Origin of the sequence: Novosphingobium resinovorum, assembly GCF_027922145.1 — a bacterium.
Lineage (GTDB): Bacteria > Pseudomonadota > Alphaproteobacteria > Sphingomonadales > Sphingomonadaceae > Novosphingobium > Novosphingobium resinovorum.
Map to the genome: position 1 here is coordinate 168139 of NZ_BSFC01000021.1, position 19784 is coordinate 187922.

General features: G+C 66.0%; 14 protein-coding genes. 9 read left to right on the forward strand and 5 right to left on the reverse strand.

Annotated features, from left to right (window positions below; genetic code table 11):
- Window positions 1–76: 76 nt before the first annotated feature.
- Genes PKE80_RS13220 through PKE80_RS13230 form a run of 3 tightly spaced genes read left to right on the forward strand, consistent with a single transcriptional unit; the run spans window position 77 to window position 4217 of the window.
- The gene (locus PKE80_RS13220; protein ID WP_271182862.1) at window positions 77–490 is read left to right on the forward strand and encodes a hypothetical protein; all 414 of its coding nucleotides are present in this window, start codon (window positions 77–79) and stop codon (window positions 488–490) included.
- Window positions 487–3291: a response regulator gene (locus PKE80_RS13225; RefSeq protein ID WP_271182863.1), complete on the forward strand. Its 2805-nt coding sequence runs from the start codon at window positions 487–489 to the stop codon at window positions 3289–3291. Before PKE80_RS13220 ends, PKE80_RS13225 begins: the two co-directional genes overlap by 4 nt.
- Window positions 3288–4217: a diguanylate cyclase gene (locus PKE80_RS13230; protein WP_271182864.1), complete on the forward strand. Its 930-nt coding sequence runs from the start codon at window positions 3288–3290 to the stop codon at window positions 4215–4217. The genes PKE80_RS13225 and PKE80_RS13230 overlap by 4 nt, the downstream gene beginning before the upstream one ends.
- A 149-nt stretch (window positions 4218–4366) precedes the next feature.
- On the opposite strand, the gene PKE80_RS13235 is transcribed toward PKE80_RS13230, so the two are convergent.
- On the reverse strand, window positions 4367–5599 hold the full coding sequence (locus PKE80_RS13235; RefSeq protein ID WP_271182865.1) for a M24 family metallopeptidase: 1233 nt from the start codon (window positions 5597–5599) through the stop codon (window positions 4367–4369).
- 80 nt (window positions 5600–5679) lie between these two features.
- A complete protein-coding gene (locus tag PKE80_RS13240) occupies window positions 5680–7032 on the reverse strand; it encodes an LLM class flavin-dependent oxidoreductase (RefSeq protein WP_271182866.1) in 1353 nt (450 codons plus the stop codon).
- Window positions 7033–7374: 342 nt separating this feature from the next.
- Here PKE80_RS13240 and PKE80_RS13245 point away from each other — a divergent pair, with 342 nt between their 5' ends.
- From PKE80_RS13245 to PKE80_RS13270, 6 genes are all read left to right on the forward strand, one after another.
- Window positions 7375–9855: a TonB-dependent receptor gene (locus tag PKE80_RS13245; RefSeq protein WP_271182867.1), complete on the forward strand. Its 2481-nt coding sequence runs from the start codon at window positions 7375–7377 to the stop codon at window positions 9853–9855.
- Between the two features lie 77 nt (window positions 9856–9932).
- Window positions 9933–11666, forward strand: coding sequence for an N-acyl-D-amino-acid deacylase family protein (locus tag PKE80_RS13250; protein ID WP_271182868.1), 1734 nt, complete (start codon window positions 9933–9935; stop codon window positions 11664–11666).
- Window positions 11667–11689: 23 nt separating this feature from the next.
- A complete protein-coding gene (locus PKE80_RS13255; protein ID WP_271182869.1) occupies window positions 11690–12862 on the forward strand; it encodes a M24 family metallopeptidase in 1173 nt (390 codons plus the stop codon).
- Window positions 12852–14174 carry an MFS transporter gene (locus PKE80_RS13260; protein WP_271182870.1) on the forward strand — a complete coding sequence of 441 codons (1323 nt, stop codon included), beginning with the start codon at window positions 12852–12854 and terminating at the stop codon, window positions 14172–14174. The genes PKE80_RS13255 and PKE80_RS13260 overlap by 11 nt, the downstream gene beginning before the upstream one ends.
- A gap of 19 nt (window positions 14175–14193) precedes the next feature.
- Complete coding sequence (locus PKE80_RS13265) at window positions 14194–15561, forward strand: LLM class flavin-dependent oxidoreductase (protein WP_271182871.1); 1368 nt, start codon at window positions 14194–14196, stop codon at window positions 15559–15561.
- Between the two features lie 33 nt (window positions 15562–15594).
- On the forward strand, window positions 15595–16524 hold the full coding sequence (locus PKE80_RS13270) for an alpha/beta fold hydrolase (protein WP_271182872.1): 930 nt from the start codon (window positions 15595–15597) through the stop codon (window positions 16522–16524).
- A 7-nt stretch (window positions 16525–16531) separates the two neighbouring features.
- On the opposite strand, the gene PKE80_RS13275 is transcribed toward PKE80_RS13270, so the two are convergent.
- The 3 genes from PKE80_RS13275 to PKE80_RS13285 all read right to left on the reverse strand — a co-directional run bounded on the left by PKE80_RS13275 (window position 16532) and on the right by PKE80_RS13285 (window position 19607).
- The gene (locus PKE80_RS13275; RefSeq protein ID WP_271182873.1) at window positions 16532–17440 is read right to left on the reverse strand and encodes a LysR family transcriptional regulator; all 909 of its coding nucleotides are present in this window, start codon (window positions 17438–17440) and stop codon (window positions 16532–16534) included.
- A gap of 68 nt (window positions 17441–17508) precedes the next feature.
- The gene (locus tag PKE80_RS13280) at window positions 17509–18327 is read right to left on the reverse strand and encodes an alpha/beta fold hydrolase (protein ID WP_271182874.1); all 819 of its coding nucleotides are present in this window, start codon (window positions 18325–18327) and stop codon (window positions 17509–17511) included.
- A 2-nt stretch (window positions 18328–18329) separates the two neighbouring features.
- The gene (locus PKE80_RS13285) at window positions 18330–19607 is read right to left on the reverse strand and encodes an MFS transporter (RefSeq protein ID WP_271182875.1); all 1278 of its coding nucleotides are present in this window, start codon (window positions 19605–19607) and stop codon (window positions 18330–18332) included.
- Window positions 19608–19784: the final 177 nt, after the last annotated feature.

Here is a 19784-nt window from a genome sequence, read left to right on the forward strand (position 1 = left end):
TGAAATATGCGGAATCCGGCGAGATTTCGGCGAGGTTTTAACCAAAAAATAGCCATAGTTTCGTAAGCGGTGGCCAATGTTTTATTGGACAACATCTCGTCGTCTTGAGTCGCGCGCTGGCCACCCTGCTTTTACCGGCAGGCAGAGCACGTCTTCCGAGGTCGGCCTTCGAGATTTCCTGCCCGCTGCAGCGCTGCTCGCCGCCGGGCTTGTCGGCCTGACCGCAAGCTGGCTGCTTTCGGGCACGCAGTCGGGCCAGTATCTCGTAGTGATGGCCCCGACCTCATCGCTGGTCGACAGCGTCAACCTCGTCACGCGCAACGGGGGGCGGCTTGCGGCCACCAGCTCGCTGCCTAACGTCGTGATCGCCGGGTCCTCGCAGGCTCACTTCGCCGCGTCGCTGCGCCAGGCAGGCGCGTGGCTTGCTGTTTCCGTTCCGGCCGTCGCGGGTTGCGGCGGACCTTTCTCTTCGCAGGAGCAGACCTCTTGAACGTTGAACTCGACCAGTTGCGCCGCAAGTCCGGCCGCCTGCTCCTGGCATTGTTCTGGGCCCATGTCCCCCTTTTCGCCGTAGTCGCGCTGCTTACCGGACATAGCCCGGTCGCGGCGGCGCTTGCCGGTACTCTGGTGGCGGGCAGCTATCACCTCATGTGGCTGCGACACGGCATCGCTCCGGCGACGCGCTATCTCTCCGCCGTGGCGCTGATGGCCGAACCTGCGATCCTGCTGGTCCTGCTACGCGGCCATGCGTGGCAGATGGACATGCACATGTACTTCTTCGCCATGCTGACGCTGACGATCGGCTGGTGCGATCGACGTGCCGTGCTGGTTGCGGCGACGACTGTGGCGCTGCATCACCTTCTGCTGCTTTACCTCCTTCCCTCGGTCGTGTTCGCGGGCGGAGGCAACCTCGGCCGTGTGCTGCTCCACGCCGTCATCGTCATCTTCCAGGCCAGCGTCCTCGTACTGCTGAGCGACCAGCTCGTGGAATCCTTCGCCCTGCGCGAGCGTACCCGCGAAGCCGAGGAAGCGAGCCGGGCGAAGAGCATGTTCCTGGCGAACATGAGCCACGAAATCCGCACGCCGATGAATGCCATCCTCGGCTTCTGCCACCTGATCGGCCGCACCGACCTCGACCCCAAGCAAAAGGACTACGTTGCCAAGATCGGGCAGGCGGGCATGTCGCTGCTGCGCCTGATCAACGACATTCTGGACTTCTCGAAGAACGAGGCGGGCAAGCTGACGCTGGAGGCCAACCCCTTCGACGTGCGCAATGCCATCGCCAACCAGTTGCAGTTGGTCGCGGGCGACGCCGAGGCCAAGCGCGTTCGCGTCACTTCCGAAGTATCCGGCGCCCTGCCCCATCGCCTGATGGGTGACGAACTGCGCTTCAACCAAGTGCTGCTCAACCTCGTCAGCAACGCGGTCAAGTTCTCGGAGAACGGCAGCGTCACCGTCAGCCTCGACATCATCGAGGAGACCGGGGACCAGTTCATCATCGAATTGAAGGTGCGCGACACCGGCATCGGCATGACTGCCGAGCAGCAGGCAGCGCTGTTCCAGTCCTTCACACAGGCGGACAGCTCGACGACGCGGCGCTTTGGAGGCACCGGTCTTGGTCTCGCGATCTGTCGCCAGATCGTCGAGCAGATGGGTGGCTCGATCCGGGTCGAGAGCGCGCCCGGCCTCGGCAGCACTTTCATCGCCCGCATGCAGATGGCGCGCGAGGACGAGACGGCAGCGCTCGAACCGGCCGTGCCCGCGCACATCCGCGCCCTGCGCGTGTTGGCCGCCGACGACAACGCGGCCTCGCGGCAGGTGCTGCAGGACATCTTCGCGGGTTGGGAGATTCCGCTCGATCTCGTAGCCTCGGGTGACGAGGCACTGAGCGCCATTCGCGGCGCGGACGAAGCGGGCCATGCCTACGACCTCGTCCTGCTCGACTGGAAAATGCCCGGCATGAACGGCCTCCAGACGGTCGAGGCGATGCAGGCTATGGACCATGCCGCGCCATTGCCGCGCACCCTGATCGTCACCGCTTATGGCGCCGACAGCCTCTTGCCCGGCGGCACCCCTGCCCACGTTGCGGCGGTCCTGACCAAGCCGATCGCGCCCCGCGCTCTGCTGGAAACGATCATCGAAGTCGCCTCGCAAGATTCGGGTCCGGCGGGAGACGCTGCCCCGGCGGCCGCTCCGACCGTCGCTGCCCAGTTCCAGGGCGCCCGCGTCCTGCTGGTCGAGGACAACGAGATCAACCGCGAGATAGCCATCGAGTTGCTGTCACAGGCCGGGCTCGTCGTCGATCAGGCTGAGAACGGGCGCATCGGTTGCGATCGGGTGCAGGCAGCCGACGGCAACTACGCGGCCGTTCTCATGGATGTGCAGATGCCGGAGATGGACGGCATCGCGGCCACCCGCCTGATCCGCGAGACCTGGTCGGCCGATCGCCTGCCGATCATCGCCATGACCGCCCACGCCCATGAAGAAGAGCGCCAGCGCTGCCTCAATGCAGGGATGAACGATCACATCTCCAAGCCGGTCGATCCCGCGACGCTGATGCGCACGCTCGAACGTTGGCTGAAGGTGCCTGCGGCCAGCACATCGGTACGCGCGCCGGTAACTGCGCCGGTTCAGGTTGCCGCCGCCGCTCCGGTGCAGGATGCGATCCTGCCGGAACACCTGCCCCCGTTCGACTTGCGTGCAGCGCTGCTGCGCGTGAACGGCAAGGCCTCGCTACTGCGCAAGCTGATCATCACTTTCGGTGAGACTTATGCGAATGTCGGGCAGGACTTGCGCACGCATATCGCCGGTGGCCTGCTCGCCGACGCCAGGCGCCTCGCGCACAGCCTCAAGGGGGTTGCCGGGTCGCTCGAACTGCCGGAAATACAGCGCTCGGCGGCGGAGATGGAACGGCTGCTCGCGGACGGCGAGGCCCTGCAGGCGCAAGCGGCGATCGTCGATCTGGAGCTACTGCTGGCTCCCGCCATCGCGGCCGCCCGCAGCCTTACCGCGAGCCGCAAGGCTGCGGCCCCGATCGCCGAGTCAGACCGCGACATGAGCACGGCAGCGGTGGCGCGGGACGAGTTGCGCGCACTCCTGCGCCGTCGCAGCCTTGGTGCGCGCGCCAGCTTCGGTCGCTACGCCGCAGCAATCGGTCTCAACGACGACGAGCAGACCATGCATCCGGTCTATCGCGCGCTGGAAAAGCTCGACTACGACACGGCAATCGAATTGCTCGACGCGGACGCCGCCGCCGTCGAGCCGGTCGACAAGACAGGAGCAGCGGCATGAGCAGGGGCACGATCCTCATCGTCGACGACGAGGTTTCCAACATTGAGATCATGAACGCGGTGTTGGAGGACGACTACGAAGTCCTGTTCTCCACGTCCGGCCAGCAGGCGCTGGATACGGCACGGAGGAGCCCGCCAGACCTGATCCTGCTCGACGTCCTCATGCCCGGCATCGACGGCTTCGAGGTCTGCCGCCAGATCAAGGCCGATCCAGAGCTTGCCGACATTCCGGTGATCTTCACTACCGGCCTCGGTGATACCGACCACGAGATGCGCGGCTTGTCGCTGGGGGCGATCGACTATGTGACCAAGCCGATCCAGCCTGCGATCCTGCGAGCCCGGGTCGGCAACCATGTCGAACTCAAGCGCCTGCGCGACCAGCTGGCGAACCTGGCCGTCACCGACGCGCTCACCGGCCTCAGCAACCGCCGGCAGATGGAGCAGGCGTTGCAGGCCGAGGTCGGCCGTCTCGGGCGGACCGGCGACTGGCTGACCGTCATCATGATCGACATCGATTTCTTCAAGCAGTTCAACGATACTTACGGCCATCCGGCAGGAGACCGCTGTATCGTCATGGTCAGCGCCGCCCTCACGCGCGCCGTCAAGCGTGCCTCCGATCTCCCCGCCCGCTACGGCGGCGAAGAGTTCGCCTGCATCCTTCCCGGCGCGGATCCGGAAGGCGCGGCGTTGGTCGCGCAGGAGATCAGCCTTCACGTGCAGTCGCTGAACATCCCTCACGAGCGTTCGCAGGTCAGTCCTTTCATCACCGTCAGCATTGGCGTGGCCAGCGCCCGCTGCCTGCCGGACATGACACCGGAAATGTGGCTCAAGGAAGCCGACCAGCAACTGTACCGCAGTAAGCAGCAAGGGCGCGACCGCGTGACCGCCATCGAATTCGGAGCTATTCCGGCCAATCTGCAAGGATAATCAGACCTTGCGACCACCGCATCGTGCCTTGCAGAAAATATTTATTTATAACATGCTGTTATTGAAAAAACATCTGATTGGTTTGAATTTTAGAAAAAATGTCATAAGCAAGCTGACGTAACGGTTATATCTATCTGAAAAATATAAACCTATGGCGATATTTGAAGAAAGGGCTGGCTGCGATCGTTCAAGGGTTCGCAGCCGTCTTTGGTGATCAACCAAAGGTCTTCGAGATGGACGTTCCCGGAAGCATCCAGGTGCAGCACCGGGCAGTCCACGCTGATCACCATGTCCGCCTCGATACGATGGTCACCCTTGTCGAAATTCAGCGCATCGCCTTTGAATGCCTCATCCGTGTGGAACAGGCCAACGCTATGCGTGGCGCAGGCCACCGACAGATCGTAGCCAGCGCGCGAGACGGCGCCATGGCCGATACGGCGGATGTCGGAGTAGAGCAGCCCCGGACGCAGTTCGCGCGCGATCGCGTCGTTGGCGCAGACGGCTGCCTCAACCATGCGCATGACGATGGGATCGGGTGTGCCTACGAAGACGGTGCGGCCGAAATCCCCGTGGTAACCGGCATAGTGGCTGACAGCGTCAATCTGGAAGCTGCGCCCGTCGCGGATGACGCCGTCGCGGCGACGCATGGCCATGCTGTCGGTTGACACGAACAATGGCACACCTCCTCGCTTGCCGGTTTCCCCAAAGAATGCATGGCGCAAGTCCTCGTATGTAAATCCTGCCTGCATCGACGTGATGGCGGCGCGCGCCGCCTCCGCATTACTGGCAGCGGCATGGCGCATCAGCGCAATCTCGGCGGGTGACTTGACCATCCGTATGCGGCGCAGCAACGGCTCGGCCGGAAGATACGCGCTCGTCAGTTCGACTCCGGCAGCGGCGTTCAGGGTATCGACGGCAAGGTTCATACTGTATGGGGCGATCGCCGCCCGTAGGGCAGCGGCAGCGTTATGGAATGCCGGTCTCCGCGAAAGTACACGCAATGTCGCCGTCCGGCTCAACATGTCGAGCGGATCGGGGCGTCCTCCCGGTGGCTCATCGAGGAAGACCGGCGCGGCCGCGGCTCCCTCCAACCCTTCGGGCGCGGTGTAGAGGAAGATGTCCAGCGGACCGCCCTCAGCGGGATCCTCGACGTCGTGGAGATAATGGATGAACTGACTGGTGATCAGTATCACCGGTTCATCGGCCGATGTCGGCACGACGGCGAAAGCTGCACCCGACTGGCCCATCAGCACCATCTGCGGCCAGAAGCCGGTGGCGTGATAGATGTTCGTCGGGTCGGAGAGGACCAGCGCCGATACACCCTGATCGCTCATCACGCTTTCGGCGACGGCACGGTTCATTAAAGGCGCGAGCGCGGGCATTGGGCAAACGTTTCCTTTTGACGCGATTAAGGGCGCGGCGACGTCGCTTGACGTGCCGCGCAAGGACGGGGCCTTGAGGCTCACCAGATCTCGGGGCGGGACCGCAGACCGGGATCGAGGTCGAAGGCATTGGCGGGAACGGTGAGCCCCAGGTTCTCGCGCAGGGTCGTGCCTTCGTATTCCTTGCGGAAATGGCCGCGATCCTGAAGGATCGGGACGACGTGCTCGACGAAGTCCTCCAGCCCGCCCGGCAGGAACGGCGCGGAGATGACGAAGCCGTCGGCGGCGCCCTGCGTCTCCCATTCAATGAGCGTCCCGGCTACGTCCTCGGCCGTACCGACGATGGTGTGGCCGGTGCGCCCGGCCGCGACCCGGCGCGCCAGTTCGCGCACCGGCAGGCCCTCTCGCTCCGCCAGTTCGAGCACGCGGTCGCGTGTCGAGTTCTGGCCAGCCAGCGCCGTTTCCGGCAGCGGCGGCAGCGGACCGTTGGGGTCTGCCTGCGACAGGTCGATGTTGCCGAGCAGCCCTTCGAGCTTGGAGATGGCGATCTCGGCCGGGATCAGGTCGTCCAGTTCGCGCTTGAGATCTTCGGCTTCGGCAAGGGTACGTCCTATGACCGGGGTGACCGCAGGCATGATCTTGAGACCGTCCGGCGTGCGGCCGAACCCGGCCAGTTGCGCGTGCATTGCGGAGCGGAAGGCCTTCGCCGTCTCGATCGTCGGGTGCGACGTGAAGATGACTTCGGCGGTCGCCGCGGCGAAGCGCTGCCCGGTAGCCGAGGCCCCCGCCTGAACCAGCACCGGGTGACCCTGCGGCGGACGCGGTACGGTCAGTGGCCCGGCGACCCTGAAGTTCGCGCCCTCGTGATCGACGGCGCTGATACGCGAAGGGTCGGTGTAGCGCCCGCTTGCCTTGTCGGCGACGACGGCGCCTTCCTGCCAGCTGTCCCACAATTTGCGCGCAACGGCCACGAACTCCTCTGCCCGGGCGTAGCGATCGCCATGTGCGAGGTGGCTGTCGAAACCGTAATTGTGCGCCTCGTTCTCCATGGTGGAGGTCACGATGTTCCAGCCCGCGCGGCCACGGCTCATGTGATCCAGCGAGGCGAACCGGCGCGCCAGATCGTAAGGATGATTGTACGTGGTAGACGCGGTGCCAATCAGGCCAAGGTGCTGCGTTTCCGCCGCGATCGTCGCCAGCACCACGAGCGGGTCCAGCTTGGGCGTCTCCAGCCCGGCGAAGACCGAGGCGCCCCGGACCGGATGATAGCCGAGGTAGTCAGCCAGGAAGACGCCGTCGAACAGCCCCTTCTCCGCAGTGCGGCCAAGTGCGCGAAAATAGCCGGCGTCGCACAAGGCATTGTCGGCGGCGCGGGAGTGGCGCCAACCGGCGATATGGCCACCGGTCTGCATCAGGAACGCAAGCAGTTTCATGACGTCTTTGGCGCCTCGCGTCGAAGAATTGAGCCTGTCGAGGATCACCCTCGTCGGGAACGGCGGCCGAAGCCAGCCTTGCCCCCTGACATGTCCGGATAACGAGCACGACTTGGCCGCCCGCGCCAATCAGGATTCCTTGGAGGTGATAAGGGCTTCTGATTTCCGAAGCGGAAAAAACCGATGTTACCTTGCACTCATCAAGCGGCGATTTGATGACAGCAAGCCGTCCAGTGCTCGATGCAATGCTTAATAAAGAAACACGATAAAAGTTTCACGCAGGAAGAACGATCTCAAAACTCAGACCAATAATGGTCAGGGATCGAAATGGGGAAAGCAATCATGACCAGCACGTCGGCGCTGAATCGCGCCGTTCTTTTGTCCTGCACGTCGATGATCATCGCGTTGGGCCTTTCGACCAACGCCAATGCACAGGCATCCGGCGCCGATACGACGGCGAGTGCGCCCGGCGACATCGTCGTGACTGCCCGCAAGCGCGGCGAGGACATTCTCAAGACCCCGATCTCGGTCACCGCCCTGACGGGCGAGGACATGCAGAAGCGCGGCGTGCAGTCGGTCACCGACCTTGCCTCCTTCACGCCCAGCATGAAGATCGTGTCGAGTTCGTCGGGTCGCAACGACCGCTCGTTCCAGCAGGTCATCATTCGCGGCTTCACGCCCTCCAGCGCGTCGGTCCAGACTGCCTCGATGTTCATCGACGGCGTGCCGGTCTCGACCGCCACCGCGATCCAGACGATCTCCGATCCCCAGCGCATCGAGGTACTGAAAGGCCCCCAGAGCGCCTACTTCGGCCGCCAGACCTTCGCCGGTGCCGTCAACGTCGTGACCAAGTCCACGCCCGACCGCCTCGAAGGCAGCTTCTCGGGCATGGTCGGCACGCGCGACAACCATGACATCCAGGCCTCCATCGGCGCGCCGTTGATCGAGGGCCTCGTCGGCTTCCGCGCGACCGTGCAGGAAATGGCCAAGGGCGGTTCGTGGAAGAACCAGGGCGTGCCCGGCCAGACGCTCGGCGACCAGCGCACCCGCGCCGCGACGCTGGCGATGGAGTTCACGCCCGCCTCGAACCTGAAGGCCAAGGCCTTCGCGATGATCTCGAAGAACAACGACGGCCCCAACGCGACCGGCCTGCTGGCGGCGCACGCCGTCACCAACCCTTCGAACGGCGCGGTGATCGTGCCGGATTCCTCGAACTGCGCCTTTGGCGCCAACCGCTACTTCTGTGGCACCCTGCCCGGCCTGCCCACCGGCGCGCCTTCGATGAACACGGTGAACACGCCCTTCATCAAGGACTTCCTCGCCAACCCGAAGGGCCGCCTGATCAACCCCGAGGACGGCGTGCAGGGCTATGGCCTGCGCAGCCGCTTCTATCACCTGCACTTCAACGTCGACTGGGAGGTCGGCAGCGGCATCACTCTGTCCTCGCTCACCGGCTACAACAACGAGCGCCGCAGCCAGTTGTCGGACCTCGACCTCTATTACAACACCACTGCGCCGAATTCGACCAACGCGGTCGGCACGGCGCCCGGAGCACCGAGCTACTTCGACTATCCCTACCTCGTCGAAGCCAAATCCGAGGACTTCTCGCAGGAACTTCGTGCAAGTTATGATGATGGGGGGGCGTTCACCGCGACGCTCGGCGGCAGCTATCTGAACGCGACGTTCCAGGGCGGCGGCGGCGGCAACAACGGCGCGCTCGGCACCAGCCAGTTCAGCGTCGTCTCGGGCAAGACCCGCAACCGCACCTTCGGCGGCTTCTTCGGCCTGGGCTACAAGATCACGCCGGAACTGAGCATCAACTTCGACGGCCGCTACCAGATCGACACGATGTATGCCTATGCCCGCCCGGGCGGCCAGACCATCGCCTCGGCCGCCTTCGCGACGCCGGGCTTCTACGAGGAAGGCTCGGTTCTCGCCAAGCAGACCTACAAGAATTTCACCCCGCGCGTGATCGTCAACTACGACGTGACGCCGGATATGATGGTCTATGCATCGTACTCGAAGGGCGTGAACCCGGCGGCATTCAACACCGTGTTCCTCTCCAACCTGAGCCCGGCGGCCCAGGTTCTGGCGGCGGACGCGGGCCTGCGCATCGCGGTGAAACCGGAAAAGCTCGACAATTTCGAGATCGGCGCCAAGGGCAAGGCGTTCGACAACCGCGTGCGCTACGCCGTTGCCGCCTACTACGGCATCTGGAAGGACCAGCTGAACGCCAATGTCATCACCCTGGTCGATCCGGCGACGAGCGTGGTTTACAACATCCAGGCCCAGCTCAACACCGGCAAGGTCAAGATGTACGGCCTCGAAGGCGACTTCTCCTTCGCGGCGACCGACCGCCTGACCCTCTCGGCCAACGGTTCGTACAACGAAAGCGACATCCGCAAACTGAGCGCGCCCACGGTGACCGCCCTTACCGGCATCACCGACTTCAGCGGCAACCACAATCCGCTGGCGTCGCGCTGGTCGGGCTCGGTCTCGGCCAACTACACGATGCCGCTGCGCGGTGACGTGGAGGCCTTCGCCCGCGCCGACTTCACCTACAAGTCGGGGGTCTACACCAATGCCTCCAACCTGACGAAGACGCCGGACATGACGCAAGTTAACTTGCGCGCAGGCTTCGGGAACGATCGCTTCACGTTCGAAGGTTTCGTGACCAACCTGTTCAACAACAAGGCTTATCCGGCCGCCATCGACTTCACCCTGCTGGAGCGCACCAACTCCTACCTTTCGCCGTTCTCGGGCGTCGCGGTGGCGCTGCGCGACCTGCGCACGTTCGGTGTGCGATCAACCGTGAAGTTCTGACGAGTACCGATGTGCGGCGGGGTGCAGCCTGCACCCCGCCGCACACGGTATTTCAACTCGAGCAGATGGATACGACGATGAGCGAATACGATCTGGTCATTCGCGGCGGCACTGTCGCCGACGGCACCGGAGCCGATCTTTTCGAAGGCGACGTCGCGGTGCGCGGCGGCAAGATCGTCGCGACGGGGGCCGTCTCCGGCTCCGGGCGCGAGGAGATCGACGCGCGCGGCAAGCTGGTCACGCCCGGATTCGTCGACATCCACACCCATTACGACGCCCAGGTCACCTGGGACACGCAGTTCTCGCCATCGACCAATCACGGCGTGACGAGCGTACTCATGGGTAACTGCGGCGTCGGCTTCGCGCCCTGCCGCCCCGACATGCGCGAGCAGATGATCGACGTCATGGAAGGCGTCGAGGACATTCCCGGCATCGTCATGGCCGAGGGCCTGCCGTGGAACTGGGAGAGCTTCCCGGAATACATGGACGCCATCGAGCAGCGCCCCATGGATGCCGACTTCGCCGTCGCCGTCCCGCACATTCCGGTGCGCGTCCACGTCATGGGCCAGCGCGCCATCGAGCGTGAACCCGCCACCGGCGCCGACATGCAGGCCATGGCCGCTATCGTCCGCGAAGGGCTGGAGGCGGGCGCCTTCGGGTTCTCCACCACCCGCGTCATCGGCCACCGCACCGCCAGCGGCGACCAGCTTCCGGTCACCACCGCGAGCGAGGACGAACTCCTTACCATCGCCATGGCCATGAAGCCGCTGGGCCGCCACCTGTTCATGTCGGCTTCCGAATTCGACACCGGCAACGGCTTCTCGTCCGAATTCCGCATGCTCGCGCGCGTGGCGGAGGCTTCGGGCCAGACGGTGACCTTCCCGCTCCTGCAGTACAACGAAGCGCCCGATCGCTGGCGCGAGATCGCGGATGCCTGCGCCGCGAGTCGTGCGCAGGGGATCGACATCTATGGGCAGGTAGTCGGCCGCCCGGTCGGCGTTCTGTTCGGCCACCAGTTGTCGCTGAGCCCCTTCCGCGGCTGCCCGACTTACGAAGCCATCGAGCACCTGCCCATCGCCGCCCGCGCGCGGGAAATGCGCAAGCCCGAGGTGAAGGCCGCGATCCTCTCGGAAATGGGCCTGCCGCTCGACCCGAAGACGTATCCGGCGTTCATGCGCGAAGTCGCCCAGTGTTATGCCATGGGCGAGAACCCCGACTATGCCCCGCCCGAAAGCGCCCGCTTCGACATCATCGCCGCCCAGCGCGGCTGCAGCGTCCACGAAGTCGCCTACGACGCGCTGCTGGAGGAGGATGGCCAGGCCATCCTCTACTTCCCGGCGCGCAACTACACGCATTACAACCTCGACGTCGTCCACCACATGCTGCGGCGCGAGGACACCGTGCTCGGCCTCGGCGACGGCGGTGCGCATGTCGGTGCGATCTGCGACGGCAGCATGCAGACGTTCCTCCTCACCTACTGGACCCGCGACCGCGTGGGCGAGCGCTTGTCGATCCCCGAAGCGGTGCGCCTGATGACCGGCCACACCGCCCATGTCGGCGGTTTCGGCGATCGCGGGATCATCGCGCCGGGCTACAAGGCGGACCTCAACGTCATCGACTACGACCGCCTGCGCCTCGCCCCGCCGCGCGCCAGCTTCGACCTTCCCGCCGGTGGCCGCCGCCTGACGCAAGCGGCAAGCGGCTACGCCGCGACGATCCTCTCCGGCGTCGTCACCGCCCGCGACGATACCCCCACGGGTGCCCTGCCCGGCCGCCTCGTGCGTGGCCGCCGCTCCGCGCCTGTCGCCTGATACCTCCAGACGGAACTGACCTGATGCTCATCAATCGAGACCGCGCCGACACCCTGATGGACCGCGAGGACATCGCGGTCGTCGTCGCCTCGACCCCGATCAATACCTACTACCTCTCCAGTTGGGCCACCGACGCCAGCTGGGGCTTCGGTGATCTCGCGCTGGCGATCCTGCCGCGCGACCATGCGCTCGATGCCGCCGTGCTGACCGTCGAGGTCGATATGGGCCAGCCCCAGCAGGGCCAGGGCACGTGGATGGCGGTGCGCGGCTACGCCCGCAAGCCCGGCATCGGCGCGGGCGGCGTGCAGGCCGCGCTGACCGCCGAGGGCCTGCCGCAGAACCATCAGGAAGCGGTAGCGCAATACTTGCGCGAACTCGGCCTCGACCGCTCGCGCGTGGCGTTCGAGGATCGCGGCCTCGGCCTCGACGTCAACGAACTGCTCGGCGGCACCATCGACGTCGTCCCGGCGCGCGATCTCCTGCGCGACATGCGCATGGTCAAGACGCCCGCCGAGATGGCCAACATGCGCGCCGCCGCCCGCAAGACTGAACTCTCGCTCCAGCTCTCGGCCGAGGCGCTTGCCGCCGGAGCCACCTGCGCCGAGGCCGAGCGCGTGTTCTGGTCCGCCGCCGCGCTGGCGGGCGGGCGCCCGGTGTTCCTGCTCATCACCCCCTACCGCCCCGGCTTCGGGCGCCTGCCCAAGAACGCGGAGTTGCAGCAGGGCGACATGGTGACTTTCGACGCCACCGCCGAATTCTCGCACTACACCAGCGACATCGGCCGCACCGCCGTGATCGGCGAGCCCTCTCCTGAACAGCTCAAGCGCTATAACGCCACGCGCCTTGGCTGGCAGGCGGCGCTGCCGGAGTTCCGCGCCGGTCGCCTCTCCACCGACGTGGAAAAGGCCGTCGTCGCCTCGATCCAGGCCCACGGCAACCCCGAGTTCCTCGCCTGCGGCCTGCACTCGGTCGGGCTCGAGCACACCGACCACCCGCATCCGGGCGGCGGCATGCACAGCTTCGAGTTGGTCGACCAGATGGTCCTGAGCTGCGACCTGCCCTGGATCGGCCCGGAGATCGGCAAGTTCCACTTCGAGGACATCATCTACCTCGACGGTGACACGGTCGAGATCCTGAACGACGCCGACGGCCGCCTGATGGCCTGCATCGACGGGCGCACCGTTCGTGTCGACTGAGGCCGCCGCGCCCTTCCCTCCGGTTCGCCAGACGCTCTGGCCGATGCTGCTGCTCTTCCTCGCGGCCAATTTCTACAGCATCGACAAGGCCATCGTCGGCGTGCTGGCCGAGCCGATCAAGGCCGACCTCGGCATCGACGACATCCGCATGGGCCTGCTCATGGGCCTCGCCTATTCGCTGCTGAGCGGGGTCTGCGGGCTGTGGCTGGGCTCGCTGGTGGACCGACATGTACGCAAGCGCGTGCTGGGCGGCGCGATCATCGTCTGGAGCCTGTCCACAGCGCTCGGCGGCCTCGCGCCGAATTTCGAGACGTTCTTCGTGTTTCGCGCCCTCGTCGGCCTTGGCGAAGCGGCGGTCGCGCCTGCCGCCATGTCGCTGATCGCCGACATGTTCCCGCCCGACCGGCGCGGCCGGGCCCTCAGCGCCTACCTCATCGGCGCGACGATCGGCACCGCGCTGTCCTCGGTGATCCCGGGCGCGATCCTTGCCGCGCAGGTGCATATCGCGCTGCCGGGCTATGGCCTCGTCGTCCCGTGGCGCAGCGCGTTCCTGCTCTGCGGCATCGTCGGCCCGGCCGTGGGCCTCGCCTTCCTGACCATCCGCGAACCCGCCCGGCGCGGCCTGCCCGCAGAGGCGAAGGCGCCCGCGCGGGTGGGTGAGAAGCTGGCCTATCTCGGCCGCCAGCGAAAGCTGGTCGTGCCGCTGTTCGCCGGCTTTTGCCTCTATTACCTCGCCTTTGTCGGCGTCACCTCGTGGACCGCGCCGCTGCTGATGCGCACGTATGGGCTGACCCTGCCGCAGATCGCCAACCTGCTCGGCCTCGGCATGCTCGTCGCTGGTGTTTCGGGTTATCTGCTCGGCGGCTTCGCGGCGGACACGCGCAAGGCCGGGCGCATCGGGCTGATGGCGGTGCTGCCGCTGGTCGCCCTGCCCACCGCCTTCGCAGGCTATGCGCCGGGCCTTGGCCTTGCCATTGCCGCGCTCGCTACGATCAGCCTGACCACGCCGATGCTCAACGTCGCGATGAACGCGACCGTGCAGGAGATCGTGCCCAACGACATGCGCGGCTTCTCCTACGCCTTCCTCAGCGTCGTCGCGGCCTTGCCCGCAGGCGCCGGAGGGCCGTTCGCCATCGCCTTCGTCTCGGAGAAGGTGCTCGGCGATCCGTCGCGCATCGCCGCCTCGTTCGTCCTCGTCGTCCTGCCCTGCCTTGTGCTGGCGGCAGCCTGTTTCGCGGCCGCCGCGCGCGCCTATCGCTCCGCCCCGGCGGATGGCGAACTGGCGCGCGTCATCGGCGCCAGCCACTTGTGATCTCTCCGGAGCCCGTACCATGCCCGACCCCAACCAGATGATTTTGGCCACCTTCATCCACAACAGCGGCGCGCACCCCGGCGGATGGCGCTGGCCCGGCGCGCCTGCCGTGGACCAGCACGACTTCGCCCACTTCGCCCACCTCGCCCAGACGGCCGAGCGCGGGAAGATGCACTGCTACTTCTCAGGCGATTCCCAGGGCTTCCCGAGCATTTCCGGTAAGGACGCCTTCGCCGCCACCGATTACGCGGGCAAGCTGGAGCCGACCACGCTGCTCGCCGCGCTGGCCGTCGTCACGAAGCACATCGGCCTGATCGCCACGGCCTCGACCACGTACAACGAGCCTTACGCGATTGCCCGCCGCTTTGCCTCGCTCGACCATATCTCGAAGGGCCGCGCGGGCTGGAATGTCGTCACCTCCGCCAGCGACGGCGAGGCGCGCAACTTCGGGCGCGACCTGAACATGGACCACGACGCCCGCTACGCCCGCGCCGAAGAGTTCGTGGACGTAGCCAGGAACCTCTGGGACAGCTGGGAGGACGGCGCGATCCTACGTGATCGCGACGCGGCACGCTACTTCGACCCCGCCAAAGTCCACGAACTGGGTCACAAGGGCGAGCACTTCACCGTCGCCGGTCCGCTCAATGTCGCCCGCCCGCCGCAGGGGCATCCGATCATCGTGCAGGCGGGCGGCTCCGGCCCCGGCCGCGCGCTGGCCGCGCGCACGGCGGACATGATCTTCACCGCCGCCAACTCGCTGGAAGTGGCGAAGGAATTCCGCGACGACATGCGCGCCCGCGCCGCCGCCTTCGGCCGCAACCCGGATCACGTGAAGATCATCCCCTCGGTCCAGTTGATGGTCCGCGCCAGCGAGGCCGAGGCCCGCCGTGCCGACGAGGAACTGCTTGACCTCGTGCCCGAGGCTCTGGCCCTTCGCACCCTCAGCCTGCAACTCGGCGTCAATCTCTCGCACCTCTCGGTCAATGATCGCCTGCCCGACCTGCCCGAGACCAACGGCGGCAAGTGGGTACAGCAGTCGATCATCCGCATGGCCCGCGAAGAGGACCTGCCGATCGGGCTGCTCGCCCGGCGCGTCGTCGTCTCGCGCGCCAGCTTCTCCTATACCGGCACGCCCGAGCAGCTGGCGGACTTGTGCGAGAACTGGTTCCGTGCGGGCGCTGCGGACGGCTTCTCGCTCTCGCCCAACTACCAGCCCGGCGTACTGGAGGACTTCGTCGACCAGGTCATCCCCATCCTTCAGAAGCGCGGTCTGTTCCGCGACGAGTACGAAGGCGATACCCTGCGCGAGAACCTCGGCCTGCCGCGCCCGGAAAATGCCTTCGTCGCCAATCCCGCGCTGGGGTGCGAACCCCGCATGTGGGCCTGACCGATACAGCCACTCTCGAAGAGGAATAGGACCATGTTGAGCCGTCGTGATGTTGCCCGGGGTATAGGTCTGGCCGGAGCAGTCAGCGCGTTTCCCGCCCTCGCCGCGCAGAAAGCTGCCAGCCTGCCGACGCCCCCGAAAGGCCAGTGGACCCGCTTCGGCGAACTGCGCCGTGCGGGCGGCGTGCTGCACTATGCCGTGATCGGAGAGCCGGTTGTAGGCAAGCCGCCGGTGGTGCTGCTGCACAAGCTGGGTGGCTGGCTGTCCGACTGGCGCCATGTCGCGCCCATGCTGGCCGAGGGGCGGCAGGTCTATGCCTTCGACCTTCCCGGTCACGGCGGCTCGCGCTGGGACGGCCCGGCACCCTACATCCAGAGTCTTGGCGAGACGGCCGCGCTGCTGGTCGGTGCTTTCGACGAACTCGGCTTCGACAAGGTGGACCTGATCGGCACCTCGCTCGGCGGCTGCCTTGCCGTGCCGCTCGCCGCGTTCTGGCCGGAGCGGGTGGGCAAGCTCGCGCTCGTTTCCTGCGCGCTCGGCCATCGCCGCTCGCTGGCCGAAATCAAGGTTGCGGTGGACGACAAGCAGGGCACCCTGTTCGACAAGAACGGCGACCCGATCCCGACGCCGCCGGAACTGCTGTCAAAGACCTTCGGCATCATCAATACCGGCCCGATCAACGCGGACGGCATCCTCAGCCGCAGGGCTGCAGGCAAGTGGATCCAGCCCTCCGAACGCGGTGTCGCGATCACCGAGATCGCCGGAACCATGAGCCGCATCGAGGCGCCGACGCTGCTCGTCTATGGCCAGTTCGACAAGGCCTACCTCAAGTTCCGCAGCGCCGCCGAGGCCGAACTGAAGCGAGGCAAGACCATGGTGGTCGAGAACTCGGGCGCCTTCGTGATGCAGGACAATCCGCCTGCTACGGCCCGCGTGCTGAAGGCCTTCCTCGACGAAGCGTGACCGGCGCTCAGTTCGGCTTGCGAGCGCACCATTGCCGGATGGTCGCCTTGAGCAGCCGGACGGTGCGGGTCTCGTAGCGATCCTTGAGAGTAATGAAGCCGAAGGCGGGCGCCGGAATTTCCGAGCCCGCCAGACGCTTCAACGAGCCGTTCGCCAGTTCGTCGGCGACTGCTTCGCACGCGACCATGCCGATCATGCCCGAGTGCAGGATCATGGCCTTCACGAACGTCGTGGACGAGGCCTTCACCGACTTGCTCTCGCGCCCATAGCCGAACCGGCGCAGCATGTTCACGACGTCGTCGTTGTCGATGGGATCGGCGGTCTCGTAGGCGCTGACGTGTGCCCAGACGAAGTCGGTGCCCCTGGCGAAATCGTCCTCCGCCAGAGCGAAAACCGGGTGGTCCGGCGCGGCGACGACGGCATATTCGCGCTTGAACAGCGGCTCGAATTCCAGCGCATCATCGGCGTAGCCCTCGGGCAATCCGCAGAATGCGAAGTCGAGGTCGCCTGATGACAGCAGGTCCAGCAGCTGCGTCGTGTAGCCTTCGCGCACCCACATATCCACGTGGCCCGCCTGCTCGACGAACTGGCGCATGGCGCGGCTCATCGTATCGTTCATGATGATCGGATGCACCCCCACCGCCACCTTGGGCACGCGGTTGGCGGTGGCGAGGTCGTGGAGAATGCGCTGCTCCTCCATCAGCATGAGGCGCGCGCGCTGGACCAGCTTCTCGCACATCTCGGTCGGGCGCACGCCGTTGGGGCCGCGCTCGAAGAGGCTGGTGTTGAACTCCTCCTCCAGCTGGCGGATGCTGAGCGTCAGCGCGGGCTGCGTGATGCCGACCATCTTCGACGCCTTGCGCAGGCTCCCGCTCTCGTAGATCGCGATCATTCGCTTGAGCTGCACGAGGTTCACGGGTTTTCCTTTTCCTTGGCGACCTAATCGGCGGACAATGTGGCATGTCCGCCACCCGGCTCAAGTGGTCAGCTCAGGTGGGCGTCGATCTCGCCGACGACGCGCGCGTTCTCCAGCTTGAGCACGCCATGCTTCACCCCGAGGAGATCGACGCGGCGGGCGTTGGGATAGTGGTGCGAGTTGGCAAGCGTGGGCTCCCACAAGTCATCCTCGGGGTTCATCACCAGCACCGGCTGCGCCACTTCGGCCATCGCGCCGAGGAAGTCGAAGCGATAGACCGAGATATAGCCCCATGGCATCCGCCCGCCGAGGCGCAGGCACTCGGCCATGCTGATGTGACGCTCTTCGTAGGAGATGCGCGGGTCGCTCAGCTCGCCGATGATCGCCCAGAGCTTTTCGACATGCGCCAAGTCGGGACCCGGGGGCGGGAACGCCGTGAGCAGGTTGGCGAGCTTGGCTTCGCGCTGCTCGGCCGGAAAGGCGGCAAGGCCGAAGACCACCGCGCGGCGAACCCGCTCCGGCAGACTGCGGGCAAGCTGCGTGGCGATGATCGAGCCGGTGTGAAAGCCCATGACGTCGAACTGACCGGCCGGGATCACGCCCCCGCCCGCGAGGTCGGTCATGAACTGCGCCATGATTTCGGCGAAATCCTCGATGGTGACCGGCTCGGGCGGGGAATCGCTCATGCCGTAGCCCGGCGTATCGACGGCGATCACGGTGCGCTTGGCCGACAGGGGCTCCATCACCGGTAGCCAGTCGCCGCTGTTGCTAGGCGTCTGGTGCAGGCACAGCAGCGGCGGCAGGGCGTCAGGGGTGTCGCACTTTGCGATGCGATAGTGGAGTTGGCCGAAGCGGCTCGGCGCATAGCCGCGCAGGATTTTGGACATGGTCAGTTCCGTTGGTCGGAGGTGATGCGCGAAGCCGCGCGGAAAGCGAGCAGCGACGCCGCGATGAAGGCACAAAGCCCGACGATCGCCATGGATCGACCCACCGCCGCCGGGGAGGCGAACACGGCCTCGGTCAGCCACGCCACGGCCAGCGGGCCGAGCGAGGCACCTATGATGGTCATCACGAAGGCATAGAGCGCCACCGCGAAGCCGCGCACCTTGGTGGGCGTGATCTCCGAGATCACCGACAGCATCGTGGTTCCGTAAATGGCGCTGACCAGCATGATCTCGCCCAGCATGACCATGGCCAGCGGAGCGCTGCCGGACAGCAGCGGCAGGCACGAAGGAATGCCGAGCAGCGACAGGGCTCCGGCAAGCCGCGTCCGCCCACGCGCTCCCGAGCGCGCGCCGACACGGTCGACGACGACGCTGGCGACGAGCGCTCCGGCGACCGACCATGCGATCTGGCTGGTGCCGAGGCCCTTTCCGGCCGCGCCGACGTGATACCCGAAAGCGCGCGTGAGGAACACGGCGCCCCATCCCGTCGCAACCGAACCGCCCATCGCATAAAGCGCCAGCGATCCGTAAAGCGGCAGGAACACCCCGCGCTGCGCCGCCAGCAGGCCGAGCCCCTCGGCGAAGGAGAGCTTCGGCTCCGACCCGGTGACGGCATCGCTGCGGCGCGCAGGCTCGCGCAGCAGGAACAGCAGGATCACGATCAGCAGGCCGGCCGCTCCCACAAGCGCGAAGGCGATGCGCCACGGGGCGAGTTCACCGATGATCGGCAGGCCCGCGAATACGCCCTTGGGCGCCAGGTCCAGGATCACCCCGCTGACCAGCGAGCCGAGGCCGTAGGCGATCATGCTGCCGAAGACGTAGAGCGCCATGGGCCGTCCGCGCCGGTGAGGCGGAAACAGGTCACTGATCATCGTCACCGCGCAAGGCCCCAGCACCGCCTCGCCGACGCCGATGAACAGACGCGAGGCGAACATCGACCCGAACCCCTGCGCAAAACCGCCCGCGATCGTCGCCGCGCTCCATATCACGATCCCGCCGATAAGCAGGCGGCGCCGGTTCACCACGTCCGCCACGGCGCCCAGCGGCAGGCCGACGGTTACGTAGAAGATGGAGAAGGCGAACCCCTGCAGCAGCGCGATCTGCATCTCGCTGATCGAAAGATCGCGGCGAACCGGATCGATCACCAGAGCCAGCATCCCGCGATCGATGGTGGACACGATCTGCGCCAGGAACAGAGTGGCGACAGTGACCCACGCTATCATGGGTCCGATTGCCCGGCCCGTATCGGGACGCATATCGGGCTCCTCTAGTCGCATCATGGTCCTTCCTCGGATGGGGCGTAACGACCCTTACCCCATCGAAGTGCGAGATCACGAAAGCGACCGTGATTATCCACTGGACGACAAACCGGGCGACCTTGCCGGATTATCTATCAGTGG

Coding starts and splice junctions, on each gene's coding strand:
- PKE80_RS13220 (WP_271182862.1), top strand. CDS start 77: ATGTTTTATTGGACAACATCTCGTCGTCTTGAGTCGCGCGCTGGCCAC.
- PKE80_RS13230 (WP_271182864.1), top strand. CDS start 3,288: ATGAGCAGGGGCACGATCCTCATCGTCGACGACGAGGTTTCCAACATT.
- PKE80_RS13235 (WP_271182865.1), bottom strand. CDS start 5,599: ATGCCCGCGCTCGCGCCTTTAATGAACCGTGCCGTCGCCGAAAGCGTG.
- PKE80_RS13240 (WP_271182866.1), bottom strand. CDS start 7,032: ATGAAACTGCTTGCGTTCCTGATGCAGACCGGTGGCCATATCGCCGGT.
- PKE80_RS13245 (WP_271182867.1), top strand. CDS start 7,375: ATGACCAGCACGTCGGCGCTGAATCGCGCCGTTCTTTTGTCCTGCACG.
- PKE80_RS13250 (WP_271182868.1), top strand. CDS start 9,933: ATGAGCGAATACGATCTGGTCATTCGCGGCGGCACTGTCGCCGACGGC.
- PKE80_RS13255 (WP_271182869.1), top strand. CDS start 11,690: ATGCTCATCAATCGAGACCGCGCCGACACCCTGATGGACCGCGAGGAC.
- PKE80_RS13265 (WP_271182871.1), top strand. CDS start 14,194: ATGCCCGACCCCAACCAGATGATTTTGGCCACCTTCATCCACAACAGC.
- PKE80_RS13270 (WP_271182872.1), top strand. CDS start 15,595: ATGTTGAGCCGTCGTGATGTTGCCCGGGGTATAGGTCTGGCCGGAGCA.
- PKE80_RS13280 (WP_271182874.1), bottom strand. CDS start 18,327: ATGTCCAAAATCCTGCGCGGCTATGCGCCGAGCCGCTTCGGCCAACTC.
- PKE80_RS13285 (WP_271182875.1), bottom strand. CDS start 19,607: ATGATAGCGTGGGTCACTGTCGCCACTCTGTTCCTGGCGCAGATCGTG.